The sequence below is a fragment of the Asticcacaulis sp. genome (assembly GCF_035497195.1).
Classification (GTDB): domain Bacteria; phylum Pseudomonadota; class Alphaproteobacteria; order Caulobacterales; family Caulobacteraceae; genus Asticcacaulis.
The window spans coordinates 472941-487204 of the sequence record NZ_DATJDZ010000019.1; the positions used below are offsets into that span (position 1 = coordinate 472941).

Annotated in this window: 10 protein-coding genes; 5 read left to right on the plus strand and 5 right to left on the minus strand. The window is 56.9% G+C overall.

Going from position 1 to position 14264, the window contains the following annotated elements; genetic code table 11:
* Nucleotides 1-50: 50 nt before the first annotated feature.
* Nucleotides 51-1154, minus strand: coding sequence for a chorismate synthase (aroC, locus tag VL130_RS13090; protein WP_325363363.1), 1104 nt, complete (start codon nt 1152-1154; stop codon nt 51-53).
* Between the two features lie 127 nt (nt 1155-1281).
* On the opposite strand from aroC, the gene VL130_RS13095 reads away from it, so the two are divergent.
* On the plus strand, nt 1282-2553 hold the full coding sequence (locus VL130_RS13095) for a dicarboxylate/amino acid:cation symporter (RefSeq protein ID WP_325363364.1): 1272 nt from the start codon (nt 1282-1284) through the stop codon (nt 2551-2553).
* Here the strand turns inward: VL130_RS13095 and VL130_RS13100 are convergent.
* Both VL130_RS13100 and VL130_RS13105 read right to left on the minus strand, forming a co-directional pair.
* Nucleotides 2550-3275, minus strand: coding sequence for a GNAT family protein (locus VL130_RS13100; protein ID WP_325363365.1), 726 nt, complete (start codon nt 3273-3275; stop codon nt 2550-2552). The genes VL130_RS13095 and VL130_RS13100 overlap by 4 nt on opposite strands.
* Before the next feature lie 73 nt (nt 3276-3348).
* A complete protein-coding gene (locus VL130_RS13105; protein WP_325363366.1) occupies nt 3349-4104 on the minus strand; it encodes a DnaJ C-terminal domain-containing protein in 756 nt (251 codons plus the stop codon).
* A 108-nt stretch (nt 4105-4212) separates the two neighbouring features.
* Between VL130_RS13105 and pdxH the strand changes: the two genes are divergently transcribed.
* From pdxH to VL130_RS13125, 4 genes are all read left to right on the plus strand, one after another.
* Entirely contained in the window at nt 4213-4881 is a 669-nt protein-coding gene (gene pdxH, locus VL130_RS13110; RefSeq protein WP_414636280.1) for a pyridoxamine 5'-phosphate oxidase, read from the plus strand.
* A complete protein-coding gene (locus VL130_RS13115; RefSeq protein WP_325363368.1) occupies nt 4881-6308 on the plus strand; it encodes an AAA family ATPase in 1428 nt (475 codons plus the stop codon). The genes pdxH and VL130_RS13115 overlap by 1 nt, the downstream gene beginning before the upstream one ends.
* Before the next feature lie 145 nt (nt 6309-6453).
* The gene (locus tag VL130_RS13120; RefSeq protein WP_325363369.1) at nt 6454-7293 is read left to right on the plus strand and encodes a DUF1499 domain-containing protein; all 840 of its coding nucleotides are present in this window, start codon (nt 6454-6456) and stop codon (nt 7291-7293) included.
* Nucleotides 7294-7921: 628 nt separating this feature from the next.
* A complete protein-coding gene (locus VL130_RS13125) occupies nt 7922-10999 on the plus strand; it encodes a TonB-dependent receptor (protein ID WP_325363370.1) in 3078 nt (1025 codons plus the stop codon).
* Nucleotides 11000-11457: 458 nt separating this feature from the next.
* On the opposite strand, the gene sppA is transcribed toward VL130_RS13125, so the two are convergent.
* Both sppA and VL130_RS13135 read right to left on the minus strand, forming a co-directional pair.
* Nucleotides 11458-13242: a signal peptide peptidase SppA gene (gene sppA / locus VL130_RS13130; protein ID WP_325363371.1), complete on the minus strand. Its 1785-nt coding sequence runs from the start codon at nt 13240-13242 to the stop codon at nt 11458-11460.
* Between the two features lie 124 nt (nt 13243-13366).
* Nucleotides 13367-14263 carry a rhodanese-related sulfurtransferase gene (locus VL130_RS13135; protein WP_325363372.1) on the minus strand — a complete coding sequence of 299 codons (897 nt, stop codon included), beginning with the start codon at nt 14261-14263 and terminating at the stop codon, nt 13367-13369.
* Nucleotide 14264: the final 1 nt, after the last annotated feature.

Genomic DNA, 14264 nt, shown 5'->3' on the forward strand with positions numbered 1-14264 from the left:
TGAGCATGTGACCCGATATATAAGTGTAACTTATACAATTACAATAGGCGTTATCCCACCTTGTGAGGCCCGCCGCCGGTCTGGCCGCGATGGCGCAGGAAAGCATCGAGCAGCACGCAGGACATCATGGCCTCGGCCACCGGCACGGCGCGGATGCCGACGCACGGATCGTGGCGGCCCTTGGTCAGCAGGTCGACCTCATTGCCTTTGATGTCGATGCTCTCGCGCTTGTTGAGGATGGAGGAAGTCGGTTTCAAGGCCATCCGCGCCACGACCGTTTGGCCGGTCGAGATGCCGCCCAGGATGCCGCCGGCATGGTTGAATTTGAACTCAGGGCCATCTTCGCCCATGCGCATTTCGTCGGCATTGTCCTCGCCGGAAAGCTCGGCCGCGCCGAAGCCTTCGCCGATTTCGACGCCCTTACAGGCATTAATGCTCATCAGGGCCGAAGCCAGTTCGGAATCGAGCTTGCCATAGATCGGGGCGCCCCAACCGGCGGGGATGCCCTCGGCCTGGACCTCGACTACGGCTCCGATGGAGGAACCGGCCTTGCGGATGCCGTCAAGATAGTTTTCCCACAGCGTGACCGAAGCCGGGTCGGGGCAGAAGAAGGCGTTATTGCCGACCTCATCCCAGTCCCAGTTACCACGTGCCGCCTTGTGTGTGCCGAGTTGCACCAAAGCGCCGCGCACCTTGACCTCTTCGCCGATCAGCACCTGCAGCACCTTCAGCGCCACGGCGCCGGCAGCCACACGGGCGGCGGTTTCGCGGGCAGAGGAGCGTCCGCCGCCGCGATAGTCGCGCACGCCATACTTGGCGAAATAGGTGTAATCGGCATGGCCGGGGCGAAAGGCCTGCGCGATATCGCCATAGTCCTTCGAGCGCTGGTCGGTGTTTTCGATCAGGATGGATATAGGTGTGCCGGTGGTGACGCCTTCAAAGACACCGGAAAGGATCTTCGCTTCGTCGGCCTCACGGCGCTGGGTGACGAAGCGCGAACCGCCGGGCTTGCGGCGATCCATGGCCCACTGGATATCGGCTTCCGACAGGGCGATGCCCGGTGGGCAGCCGTCGATGATGCAGCCAAGCGCCGGCCCGTGGCTTTCGCCCCAGGTGGTGACGCGGAACAGATGACCGAAGGTATTGTGCGACATGGATTTATGGCCTGTAGTTTTCCCACTGGCTTTAGCGCCGTTTAACCGTGGCCGCAAATTTTTTAGTGTGCAAAACGCAGGATGCAGGCCCATATAGTTTCAACTGGTTACGCACGAAAGTATTCCCATGGCATGGCTCGGCAAAATCCCATTCTGGCTGAAAACCCTGATTGCGTTCGCGCTGGGCGTCGCCGTGGCGCTCTATTGGGGCAAGGCGGCTTTGCCGTTCCTCAATCCGATCGGTGATGTCTTTATCCGCGCCATCAAGATGCTGGTGGCGCCGCTGGTCTTTTTCACGATTGCGGCTTCCATCGCTCGTCTGGGGCATGGCGAAGAAGGGACGGGGGGCAGGGCGCTTAAGCTCGGCGCCCAGACCATCATCTGGTTCATGATCACCTCGGCGATCGCCGTATCGGTTGGCTTGGCCATAGGCATCTATTTCCAGCCGGGCGCGGGACTGGCCGGCCTGCCGCTGGTGGTCGAAGCGCACGTGCCGATCCCCGGACCGGTCGAGGTCATTACCGGCATTGTGCCGTCGAATATTTTCAAGAGCTTCGCCGAAGGCCAGATATTGAGCATCGTTTTCTTCGCCATCCTCGTCGGGGCGGCGCTTGGTGCTTTAGGTCAAAAAACCAAGGCCTTGGGTGATATTGTTGAACAAGGCTCTCAGGTCATGTTCAAGCTGACGCGCTGGATCATCCAGTTGACGCCGATCGGCGTTTTCGGCCTGATCGGCTCTGTGGTCGCCTCCTATGGCCTTGAGGCGCTCAAGCCGCTTATTCCCTATATCGGCCTGATCTATCTCGGTTGTTTTGTCGAGCTTTTGATCGTTTACCCCGGCCTGCTCAAGCTGCATGGTTTGCGCGTATCCGGCTTTTACAAGGGCATTTTCACCGCGCAGCAGACGGCTTTCTTTACTTGCTCGTCCATCGGCACCCTGCCGGTGTCGCTGGCGGCGGCGGTCGATAATCTCAAACTGCCGAAATCCTATGCCGGCTTCGCCCTGCCATTGGGCGCCAATATGAAGATGGATGGTTGCGGCGCCATCTATCCGGCGATTTCCTCGATCTTTATCGCCAACTATTTCCACATTGTCCTGACGCCGCAGCACTATCTGTTGATCGCCCTGGCCTCGATCCTGGGGTCGCTGGCCACGGCCGGTGTGCCGGGCGTGGCGACGGTCATGCTGACGGTGACGCTTTCCACGGCTGGTCTGCCGCTGGAAGGGCTGGCCATTCTGGCGGCCATCGATCGTATCCTCGACATGATGCGCACGGCGACCAATGTCACCAGCCAGATTCTGGTGCCGACGCTGGTGGCGCGCGAAAACGGCATGATCGAGAAAGATTCGCCCCTGCTGACCAAGCCGCCGGCGTCGGTTTCGGCCGCGGAAATTTAAAGGGGTATATCGCTCAAGGCTTGCGTCTGTATGCCATCGGCATCGAAATTGGCCGGATCGAGCCAGGCCTCCAGTCGCGCGCGCACCTGTGGCCATTCCTCGACAATCACCGAATACCAGGCCGTATCGCGGCGGCCTTCACGCGCCACCTGCGCATTGCGGAAGACACCTTCAAAGGTAAAGCCCAGCCGCAACGCGGCCAGACTGGACGGCACATTCAGTTGGTTGCATTTCCATTCATATCGCCGGTAACCGTGATCGAAGGCGTGCTTCATCATCAGATACATGGCCTCGGTGGCGACGGTCGTGCGTTGCAGGGCAGGGGAATAGGTGACGCCGCCGACCTCGACGCTGCCGTGAGCCAGGTCGTAGCGCATGAAGCTGGCATGGCCGACCGGTCGTTCATCTTTTAAAATAACAAAACTATGCAGGCCCCTGTTTTTCTGCCAGCTTTCTACACTTTTATCGACCGCTTCCGCACTGTCGAACGGACCGTAGGGCAGGTAACTCCACATGCGGCCATCATCTTGCGCATAGGCGTCGTACAGGCCCTGGGCATGGGCGATGTCGTAGGGTTCCAGCCGGCAGGTCCGCCCGGTCAGTGTGATATCGGGCAGACGGACGCAGCCTTGCCAGTCAGGGATGTCTTTGCCGATCAGGTTGCCGAAGGCGTCCTCGCGGGCGCCGAGAGACGGGCTGAACGTATCGTAACTGAGCGACATGTGCGGCTCCCCATTTGATTTGGGGCGTCATGGCACAGGAGAAGGTCGAGGTAAAATCGCTTTTTGTTTTGAATTATGACGCCCAGCGCTGGCGGAATTCGCTGAGAACGTGGACCACCGGGCGAACGATATCCGGACAGGCTTCCAGGCGGATATAGAGATTGCCGGCCGGCGTGGTTTCGGTGGCGGGCAAGCCCTTGCCGCTCAGGCACAGACTGGCGCCGTGCGGAACGTCCCGGTCAATCTTGATTTCCTGCGGGCCATGCGGGGTATCGATGATCGCTTCGCCGCCGCGCTGGAACAGGCGGTTTTCAAGTCTGGCAGTCATCCAGATATCATCACCCCAGACACGGCAATTGGTCTCCGGTTCGATATGGATATGGAAAAACATTTCACTAAATGCCGCGCCTTCACAAGGAAGGCGTACTTTTTCGCCATCGCGTAAACCACAGGGCAGGGCGACGCACAGGGTTTTGGTCTGGGTGAGGGAGGTCAGGGTTTCCTCGGCATGGGAGAATTCAAGGGCGGGCACTTCGGCCATCGCCGTGCCACCGAAAAGTGCCTGTTGCAGCGTGATGATGAGCGGCGTTGAACTGTCGTCGAACGCAGCATGAATAAATTCAAAGGCTTCCTGTTCACTTTTACGCTTTGACATCAATAGGTCACGCGCCAGGATAAGCCGCCGTAGACGTGTATCGGCGCCGCCATTGAGATCGGGGTGCGCCCGTTTCAGGCGCTGGCGAAAAGCCTTGCGGATATCTTCATCGCTGGCGGTTTCGCTCAGGCCCAACTCGGCCAGCGCCGCCGCATGACTTTTTAATCCCGCCATCTTGAAGTTCCGGCCCCCGAAGTCCATTCTGAAACATGTGGAGTCGACGTCATATTCCGGCGCCGAAGACCAAAATTAATGCCTGATTATCCTTTGCAAAGTCTTAAGATCGCCATGACCGATTCGCTGATTCCGCCCAGCCCTTCCGCCGATCAATACGCCGAGGCGCACATAGCGCATGAAGCCGAAATAGAGACGGGCGAACCCTTCGCCCTGTTCGCCGAATGGCTGAAAGATGCCAAGGCGAAGGAGCCGAATGATCCGAACGCTATGGCGGTGGCCACGGTCGATGCCGACGGCCTGCCGGATGTTCGCATGGTGCTGCTAAAGGACTTCGATGAAGCGGGTTTTGTCTTTTACACCAATACCTTGAGCGCAAAAGGTCAACAACTGACGCAAGTTCCGAAGGCGGCGCTGTTGTTGCATTGGAAATCGCTGCGCCGTCAGGTGCGTATCCGCGGCGAGGTGACGCGGGTCAGTGATGCCGACGCCGACGCCTATTTCTACAGTCGCGCCCGCCAGAGCCAGATCGGCGCCTGGGCTTCGGATCAGTCGCGCCCGCTGGAAGATCGTTTCGCGCTGGAAAAACGCGTGGCCGAATACGCGCTGAAATTCGGCCTGGGGCAGATACAGCGCCCGCCGCACTGGACGGGATTTCGCGTGGCGCCGCTGGCTATGGAGTTCTGGCGCGACAGGCCTTTCCGCCTGCATGACCGCGTGCAGTTCCGCCGGGATACGGTCACCGGTGGCTGGTCACGCGTGAAGCTGTATCCTTAATGTCGCTCAGTCAGGTTCTGTTTCACCTCAAGGAAGGCGCTGATCAGGTGATCGAAACCTCCTGCGCCACCGTCGTGCTCAAGGGCGCGAAGGCCTACAAGATCAAGAAAAGCGTCGATTACGGTTTCCTCGATTTCACCACGCCTGAGAAACGTCGCACGGCCTTGTTACGGGAGTTGCGCTTCAATCAGCGCATGGCGGCCGACATCTATCTTGGCGTCGAAGAGCTAGATGGGGAAAGCGTCCTGGTCATGCGCCGGTTCGATACGGCGGGCGTGTTGGGGGAGCAAAGCGCTGCACAGGCCGACTGGTCGCCAGATATGACGGTTATGCACGATCTCGGTCAATTGGTCGCGCGTTTTCATGCCGGATCGGAAGTTTGTCAGGACATCCAGCATATCAATAATATCAAATATGTTATTGACTCTAATCGGGAAAATATTGCCGCATTTCGGGAGCAACTCGGCGCAGAGGCCGTCGATGCTTATGACGCCGCCATGCGTGTCGCCTATTCGGCTGTCGAAGCGGATATACTGAAACGGTTTGACAATGGCTATGTCCGTCATTGCCACGGCGACCTGCACCTTGGCAATATCCTGATCGAGCATGGCAAGCCCGTCTTGTTCGACTGCATCGAATTCAACGACCGCCTGAGTCAGATCGATGTGCTGTACGACCTGGCTTTCCTGCTGATGGATCTGTGGGTGAGGGGGTATGAGGCCGCCGCCAATCGGGTGCTGAATGTCTGGCTGGAGCAGGCATCGCGGCTGGAAGACGACGCCGGCGCGGTCCATGCCGGCCTGAAACTGCTGCCTTTATATATGTCGATGCGCGCGGCCGTGCGCTGCCACGTCAACGCCAATGGCGTTGAGGGCCATTATGGCCTGGATCAGGCGCGTATGTATCTCAGGGCGGCGCAGGACTTTCTCGAAATGCAGCCGGCGCAACTGATGGCGATCGGCGGCCTGTCCGGTTCGGGCAAAAGCACGCGCGCCCGCCAGGAAGCGCCTGCCATCGGCCGGGCGCCGGGCGCGATTATCCTGCGCAGCGACGAAATCCGCAAACGGTTGTGGGCCTGCCCTGAGTACGAAACCTTGCCAAAGGAGGCCTATACGCCGGATGAAAACGCACGGGTCTACGGTCATATGTTCGCCTTGGCGAAAGCGATCCTGACAGCCGGGCAATCGGTTATTCTTGACGCCACATTTCGTGAAGGTCTCTGGCGGGATCGCTGCGATGAGCTGGCTAGCCGCGATAACGTGGCTTTTACGGGGGTATGGCTCGATCTGCCGGCAGAGGTTCGGGGGAGCCGTATCGCTGGGCGAGTGAATGATGTCTCGGATGCGACGCCGGATATCGCGCTCAACCAGCAAGCTGTTGATCCGTCAATGATTTTGTGGCATGTTGAGAGTGCCTCAAAGCCTTGAAATATGGCGCTTTGGGCTGTGTAATTAAGTTGAATATTTAACTTTCCTGCCTGTATTTTCGCGTTTTGAAGGTAAACGCGTGACGTGGGCCTTTCAGAGGCTATTTTGCCTCAACGATAACCCGCCGCAATCTGGGAGCTGTCGAGTGTCCGATCCGCATACCGAGGATACCGCCCATCAAATCCCGCCGCATCCCAGGGCGCGGAAGAAGGGGTTTGCCTTCGCGCATCTGGCCTTTATGGTTTCGGTCATCACGGCCCTGTTCCTGCTGGGCACCATGATGATCACGCACCTTGGCTATATTAGCCTGGACGTCGGGTTCAAGACGCTGACCCTGGGCATCGGACCCAAAATGGCGATGGCCGCCCTGGTCGTGGCCGCGCTGTCTTTGCTTATCTCACTTTTCATGTGCCCGACCCGTTGTGCGCCTTGGGCATTTGCGGCGGTCGTGATCGCCGGCGGCATCCTTGGCGGCTATGCCTGGTATCATAAATTGCTCAGGGATTACCCGCCGATCGCCGATGTCGCCACCAATTGGGACCGGCCGTTGAGCTATTCGGACAAGCTGGTGGCGCTGCGGGGCAGGGATGCCCTGCCGATCGAGGACTTGCCACGGGTGCCGCGCAATGAGTCGCTCGACTGGGGTGGAAAAGCCATTGCGGCGATCAATGAAGCAACCTGTCCCGCCGCGAAAACGATCGGGGAGCGGATCATTACCGAAGAGCAGATTCCGGCGTTGGTGGCCATGCTCAAACAGAGCCATTATACCGTTTTCGGCACCTCGCCCTGGCGTGTCGAGGCGACCTATCAGGACAATTTTTACGGCTTCAAGTCCGACATTGTGATCCGTATTGACCCGCGCAGCGTCGATGTGCGCTCGATAAGTCGTTACAATATACCCGATCTGGGCGCCAATTGTCGGCGCGTGACCGAAATTATTCAAAAAATCAAGGCCATGCCGGTATCACCCGTTACAACTGGTTGATCCGGCTGGCCTGTCATTTGCTGCCTCCCTGCCACAGTCAGGACAGGGCACGGTATGGCGATCGCCATTTTTCTTTATATATCAAAACGTTCACAGCGCATTGTCGCCGCTGTGCTCAGTCTTGTTTTGATACATATGCTTGTCGCCAGTTGTGCGCCTGAGCCTGTTTCACCGCCGACATATACGCGTGTGACGCGTTAATCGACCTGCGTCGAATCTGCATCTGTTCCATTATTTTGGGATCCGGAGCGCGTGGGCATCGCAAAATCCTCTGAAATGATTTTCGGCATATTCCCTGATTTGCGGGTGAATTTTTTGGTGTGCGCATCGGTAGAACGATGTTTGCCAATTGTCGCGCAAGATGCTGATTTTTCCTGAAAAATTGTTTAAATACGCCGTTATTTTAATTGCGCTACGTTTGGTCAAATTGACCTTTATGGGGCAAAAATAGTTTCCCTAACGGAATGTTTCTGATGTGACTTTATTGAAACAGGTTGCAATTGATATGGACAAAAATGTGTCGTGCGATTGACGGATTTACGACAGAGGTCTTTAACTTCATTAACAGCGTGTAATGCTGGAAACTGCGGTGGGTGCGCCTACACCCTCATGTAACCCGGAGAAACAAGTGAAAAAACTATCTTTGCGATCTGGCCTGATGGCCACGACGACGATCTGCGGTGCAGTATTGTCAACGCTGGCTGGCGGCGCCTTGGTGGCGACCGTTGCCACAATGCTGCCCACGGTAGCTCAAGCCCAGGACTATACCTCGGGCGCCCTGGTCGGTACGGTTACCGGCACTGGCGGAACTCCCGTTTCCGGCGCCACGGTCACGCTGACTTCGGTTGGTCAAGGTCAGGCGCGTACGTTGACGACCAATGCCAACGGTCAGTTCACTGCCGCAGGTCTTCAACCTGGTGAATACACGGTTAACGTTTCAGCCAGCGGCTACACGGACTATGTCGGCACCGCCCAGATCGTTATTTCGCAGGAAACACGCTTTTCTTACGAAATGTCGGCCGTAGGCGCCCAGCCGCAGACAGTCGTCGTTAAGGGCAAGCGCGTCCGTCAGGACTTCACGAAGACCACGACCGGTCTAACCGTCGACTTGGATACATTGACCTCGCAGCAACCAATCGCCCGTTCGTTGACGGCCGTTACTATGCTGGCCCCGACTGTTACTAAGGGTAATCCGGGTTTCGGTGATGTAGCCTCGTTCGGCGGCGGTTCGGTTGCTGAAAATGCTTATTACATCAACGGCCTGAATGTCACCAATCCCGATACCTATGTCGGAGGTGCTGATGTGCCGTTCGATTTCTACAAAACGATCGAAGTCAAGACCGGTGGATATGCGGCTGAATATGGTCGTGCAACAGGCGGCGTTGTCAACGCAACGACCAAGTCCGGCACCAATGATTTCATGTTCGGCGTTCACGCCAACTATCAACCGAGCGATCTGCGGGCCGACCAAGCCAGCGCTTATAACCGTGATGGCCATTTTGCCACGGCGCAGGATAACTCACTGTCAGTAGAAGCGGGCGGTGCCCTTTGGAAAGATCATCTCTTTGCTTATGGCCTTTATCAGACGAATGATACGTATTCGACCTTGGCTGATACGCGTAACAACGTCTATCAGAAGATTAAGAATGGCGATCCGTTCTATGGCGTTAAGCTCGATGCATATATCACTCCGACCCAGCATTTCGAGTATACTTATTGGAACACTGAACGTACGAACGTCACTGACAAGTGGGACTTCGATCCGACGACGGGTGTAATCGGTGACCGCGCTGCACATTCTACAAATGATCTGGGCGGGGATAATTGGGTTGCCAAATATACAGGCAACGTGACGGATTGGTTCACGGTTTCGGCGGCTGTTGGCCAAATGAAAACCCGTGACGACATTGTCCCAACCGATACGACTAGCTATGCTGTTTATGATCAGCGCGACGGTACGGCAGAACTGATTTCCGATCAAAAAAATACGGCCGTTCAGATTGACGATGTCGAGCGCAAATTCTGGCGGGCTGATGGTGATATTCGCTTTGAGCTGGCTGGTCGCCACCACGTCCGTTTCGGTGTGGACCATGAAGAAAACAGCATGACCAAGCTGAACTATCTGACCGGTAATCAGCCTGTCCAGTATAGCTTCCGGCATAGTGCCGCTCAAGGCGATTATCTCCGTGTCGTTTACGAACGTCTCGGCGGTGGTGTCAGCGCAGAAAACCAATCCTATTACCTCCAGGATTCTTGGGATGTAACATCTAACCTCAATCTGCAAATTGGTCTGCGCAACGATGATTTTTCGCAGAACAATCTTTCTGGAGAACAGTATCTCGATCTGACAGGCAACGTTGCGCCACGGCTCGGTTTCTCTTGGGATCCTACGGGTGAAGGTGTCTGGAAGGTTTACGGTTCATATGGCGCCAATTTCATTCCGCCAGCTATGAATCTTGGCTATCGCGGTAAGGATTTGTACTACATCGAGAACTTCCACGCCCCAACGGGTGGTTTCGTACTTGATCCGACGACAGGCCTGCCGGCTGCTGTTGGCGATCCTTTTGCTTTGACTGCCGCTTACGCATATCCTTGCCCTGTATCTGATCTTGCAAGCGCGCCAGGTTTCAACGCTGTTAACGCAGCGCCGGGTGCTATTGCTTGTCACGTTTACGGCAATGGCACTCAGGAAGCTGCAAATGCCAAAACTGCTGAGGGTCTTCAAGCGACCCAGGAAGATGAAGTCATACTGGGGGCTACCTATCGCGTTGATGACCTTTGGACAGTTGGACTGAGCTATACCTACCGCAATCTGAAGCGTATTTCTGAAGATTCCGATTTCCAGGACGCTATCATCAATTACCTTGACGCGAATGGTTTGGATTCCTCACAATATACAGACGGCACGATTTCTTCCAGCTACTATGTTTGGAATGTCGGAGATCATGGTGCAACTTTCACTCTTAAGAGCCCACTGCCAGGTGAAACTGAGCAACGCACGCTGACGCTTAGTGCTGATGATCTTGGTCACTACCACGATCCGAAACGTGAATATCAAGCTCTTGTGTTTGATTTCAAACGTGCCTTTGACGGGAAGTGGGGTCTGCAAGGATCGTATACCTGGTCGAAGTCCTACGGCAATTATGAAGGCACCGTGAAGTCAGATGTTGGCAACGATCAGCAAACTGATGCAGGCGCAACTATCGCCTTTGACTCGCCCGGATTCGAAGATTACGGCACCGGCCTTCTGCCGAACGATCGTACGCACACCCTCAAGCTCTGGGGCTCTTACTCCTTTAATCCGAATTTCCTGATTGGTGCGAACGTGCTGGTTCAATCCCCTGCCAAATTTGGTTGCTTGGGTGTCCACCCGACCGATCCTTATGCCGAAAGCTACGGCGCTTACTCGCACTACTGCGGTGGTGAACCGGCGCCTCAAGGCAAGGGGCCGAAGGGCGATTGGACGAAGACACTCGATCTGTCGCTGCGTTATACGGTACCAGAAAAGTACGCAATTGGAGGCAATCTCGTTCTGCGTGCCGACATCTTCAACGTGTTCGATAATCACAGCGTGACGGCACGTTATGTTGAGTACGAATACAGCAGCGATTATACCGATCCGGCGAACCGCGATCCGGATTATGGTTCGGTCCTGAGCTACAACACACCTCGTTACGTGCGTCTGGGTTTCGACCTGACCTATTAAGATCGGACCTTCGGGTATTCTAAAGAAGCGGCGGAAGGGAAGCCTTCCGCCGTTTTTTTTGTGGGTGAGATGATCAATATCGTTGCGTTTAAGCTGGACAGGAGGGGAATTGGCATAATGTACCATCCTATAGCTCAGTTCGTCTTTCACTGGGGGGCGGCCTGCGAGGTACGAGAGCGGTAGAAAGAAAAGGGAAACCGCAGATTTACGCAGATTTTTCAGAGTCTTATTGGCTAATTTGCGTGCTTTACCTGCCGCAATCCGGCGCATCGCGCCAAAAGCAATGCGTATGCTCCAAGTGCATGGCGTCGGATGCTGAAAAATCTGCGTCTAAACCTATCTGCCATAAACTATCATGCTTTAACGCGGCTGTGATCGAAGGGACGGTTATCACATGACACATAGAAAAAGCGCCCGCAGGAGAATCACGGGCGCTTTGTTTTATGACGTGCGGGTGTTTAGCGAACTGACGCCTGATAGGCTTCCGGGGCCAGGACGCTGGCGCCTTGTTCGCGCAGGCGTTCGTCACGTACCTGCGACATGACCGCTTCGGCCTTGGAATCGCTCATCGCCCAGCCAAGGAACGAAAGCGCCCTGATACCGCTCATACCCATGTGGATGCTCTGCTTCGCGCCACCGAAGAGGCCCGGCTCCGTATCGTAATTGACCAGGCGCACCTCCGTCTTGCTGTCGATCTTGGCAAGGCCCTTGGCGACATCGACGGCATCATAGAAACCGCCGAGCTTATCGACCAGTTTCAGGCCAAGCGCCTGTTCGCCGGTCCAGACGCGGCCCTTGGCGATATCGCGCACGGTCGCTTCGGGTAGCTTGCGGCCGGTGGCGACATGGGTGACGAAGCCGTTATAGATTTCGTCGATCCAGCCGGAGAGGGCGGCGCGTTGCGTCGGGCTAAAGCCTTGCGTCTGGCTAAAGGCGCGGCTGTAATCGCCGCCGACCGAGATGTCGCGGTTATCGACGCCAAAGCGCGCCAGGGCGTCACCGATGGCGAACTTGCCGCCGAAGACACCAATAGAGCCGGTGAGGGTACTGGGATTGGCCACGATGGACGAGGCGCCGGAAGACACCCAATACCCGCCCGAAGCGGCATATTCACCCATCGAAACGACGACCGGCTTGCCGGCGGCCTTGGCGGCCTGCATCGCTTCGGCGATCTGTTCCGAAGCCGTATCCGAACCGCCCGGCGAGGAGACGCGGAAGACGATGGCCTTGACGCTCTTGTCCTTGGCGGCCTTGTAGAAGGCATTGGCGATCTCATCGGAGACCATGCCGGGTTCGCTGTTGAAGCCGTTGCTGCTGCCGGCGCGGCCGGTCATGATGGCGCCTTCGCCGTCGATCACGGCGATCGTCTGGCCGGAGAAAGAGGGCGTCAGGGTGCGTTCGTAATCGGCAATATCCATGACCTTGGCACCATCGCCGGCGCGCTTGACGGCGGCGTCCTCGGCATCCTGAACCTGGCCGAGTTGGTCGATCAGGCCCAGCTTGAGCGCCTGTTCGGCGCCATAGGGGCCGGCTTCGAGGGTCGCTTGCAATTTGCCGGCGTCAGTGCGGCGGTCGGCGGCGACATTATTGATCATCGAGTGATAGATGCTGTTCATCCAGCCCAGGGTCGCTTCGCGGTGCGCCGGCGTATAGTCGCTGTAAAGATAAGGATTTACGGCGTTCTTGAACTCATAGCGCTGCTCGTATTCGGCCTTGATGCCGTACTTGTCGAAGGCGCGCTTGAGGAACATGGTCGAGGTGGAGATACCTGTGACCTGGAACGAGGCGTGCGGCTGCATCCACAAATTGCCGGACGAAGCGCCCAGCATGTAGGAAGCGACGACCATGGTGTCCGGATAAAGGCCCTGGCTGTGGGCGATCACCGGCTTGTTGGCGCGACGCACATAGACGATGGCGTTGCGGATTTCCTCGGCGGCGGAAGGCGAGATTCCGCCTTCGGGCAGGCGGATAAAGACGCTCTTGACGCGCGCATCATCGGCGGCATGATGCAGGGTGGTGACCACATCCATAGTGGACAGGCTTTTACCGGTCAGAAAGGCAAGGGGCGAATTGCGGCTCTGGTCGGTCATTTTCTGGCGCAGATCGAGCGACAGGACGACGGCCGCCGGCACTTTCGGCTTGGAGACCGAGGCGATCACCACGACTGCGCCGATCGGCAGGGCGACAAAGACGATCAGCAGGGCCACGATTGCGGCCGCCAGCGTAATAAAGAACTGTTTCATATGTAACCCAAAGCCCCCCGGAATATTCAGCGCACAGCATAAGCTTTAATGCCGGTACGTCAAATGAAGAGCCTGTCATATAAACGGTTGCGGGCCAATATGTGGCCATGCGGACACCCGGACGTCAGAATTTGACGCGGCCGGGGCGCTTTTGCGTCGGTGGGCGGTCATGGGCATGGCGGGGTTCGCCTTCGCAATGTGGACAGGAGACACCCTTGATGTAGCTCGGTTGCTGTTGATCGTCGTTGGTCAGGGCATGGTCGCAATGCAGGCACAGGACGGCGGTTTTTGACGGTTGAAGCGCGTGATCGACGGCGATGCGCTCATCAAAGACAAAACATTCCCCTTGCCAGAGCGATTGCTCGACCGGCACGTCCTCGAAATATTGCAGGATGCCGCCTTTGAGGTGATAAACGTCCTCAATGCCCTGATCGATCAGCCAGGAAGTATATTTCTCACAGCGGATGCCGCCGGTGCAGAAGGTAGCGACCTTTTTGCCTTTAAGGCTCTCGGCGTTGTCGCGCGACCATTGCGGCAGATGCTTGAAATTGGGGATATTGGGGTCAATGGCGCCCTTGAAGGTGCCGAGATTGACCTCGTAATCGTTGCGGGTATCGATGATCACCACATCGTCGCGGCTGATCAGGGCGTTCCAGTCATGCGGCGCAACGTACTGGCCGAAGCGCTTCATCGACACGGGTTCGCCAATGCCGATGGTTTCCTTTTTCAATCGTACGCGCAGTTTGCCGAAGGGCTGATAATCGGCATAGGATTCTTTCCAGGTGACAGGGGCGCCGATCAACTCGTTTTGCAGGTAGCCCAGAAAGCTGTCGATGGCTTCGCGTGTGCCGGCCATGGTCGAATTGACGCCCTCGGCGGTGATCAGCAGTGAGCCCTTGATGTCGAGCGCGGTCAGGCGGTCGTACAGCGGCATCCGCATGGCTTCGAAATCGGGGAAATCGAAGAAATGGTAGAAGGCGGCGATGACGATCGGGGGCTTGGCTTGCGTGGTCTCGAACATG

Excerpts from the sequence above, each read along its gene's own strand:
- aroC (WP_325363363.1), bottom strand. The coding sequence starts at position 1,154 with ATGTCGCACAATACCTTCGGTCATCTGTTCCGCGTCACCACCTGGGGC.
- VL130_RS13095 (WP_325363364.1), top strand. The coding sequence starts at position 1,282 with ATGGCATGGCTCGGCAAAATCCCATTCTGGCTGAAAACCCTGATTGCG.
- VL130_RS13100 (WP_325363365.1), bottom strand. The coding sequence starts at position 3,275 with ATGTCGCTCAGTTACGATACGTTCAGCCCGTCTCTCGGCGCCCGCGAG.
- VL130_RS13105 (WP_325363366.1), bottom strand. The coding sequence starts at position 4,104 with ATGGCGGGATTAAAAAGTCATGCGGCGGCGCTGGCCGAGTTGGGCCTG.
- VL130_RS13115 (WP_325363368.1), top strand. The coding sequence starts at position 4,881 with ATGTCGCTCAGTCAGGTTCTGTTTCACCTCAAGGAAGGCGCTGATCAG.
- sppA (WP_325363371.1), bottom strand. The coding sequence starts at position 13,242 with ATGAAACAGTTCTTTATTACGCTGGCGGCCGCAATCGTGGCCCTGCTG.
- VL130_RS13135 (WP_325363372.1), bottom strand. The coding sequence starts at position 14,263 with ATGTTCGAGACCACGCAAGCCAAGCCCCCGATCGTCATCGCCGCCTTC.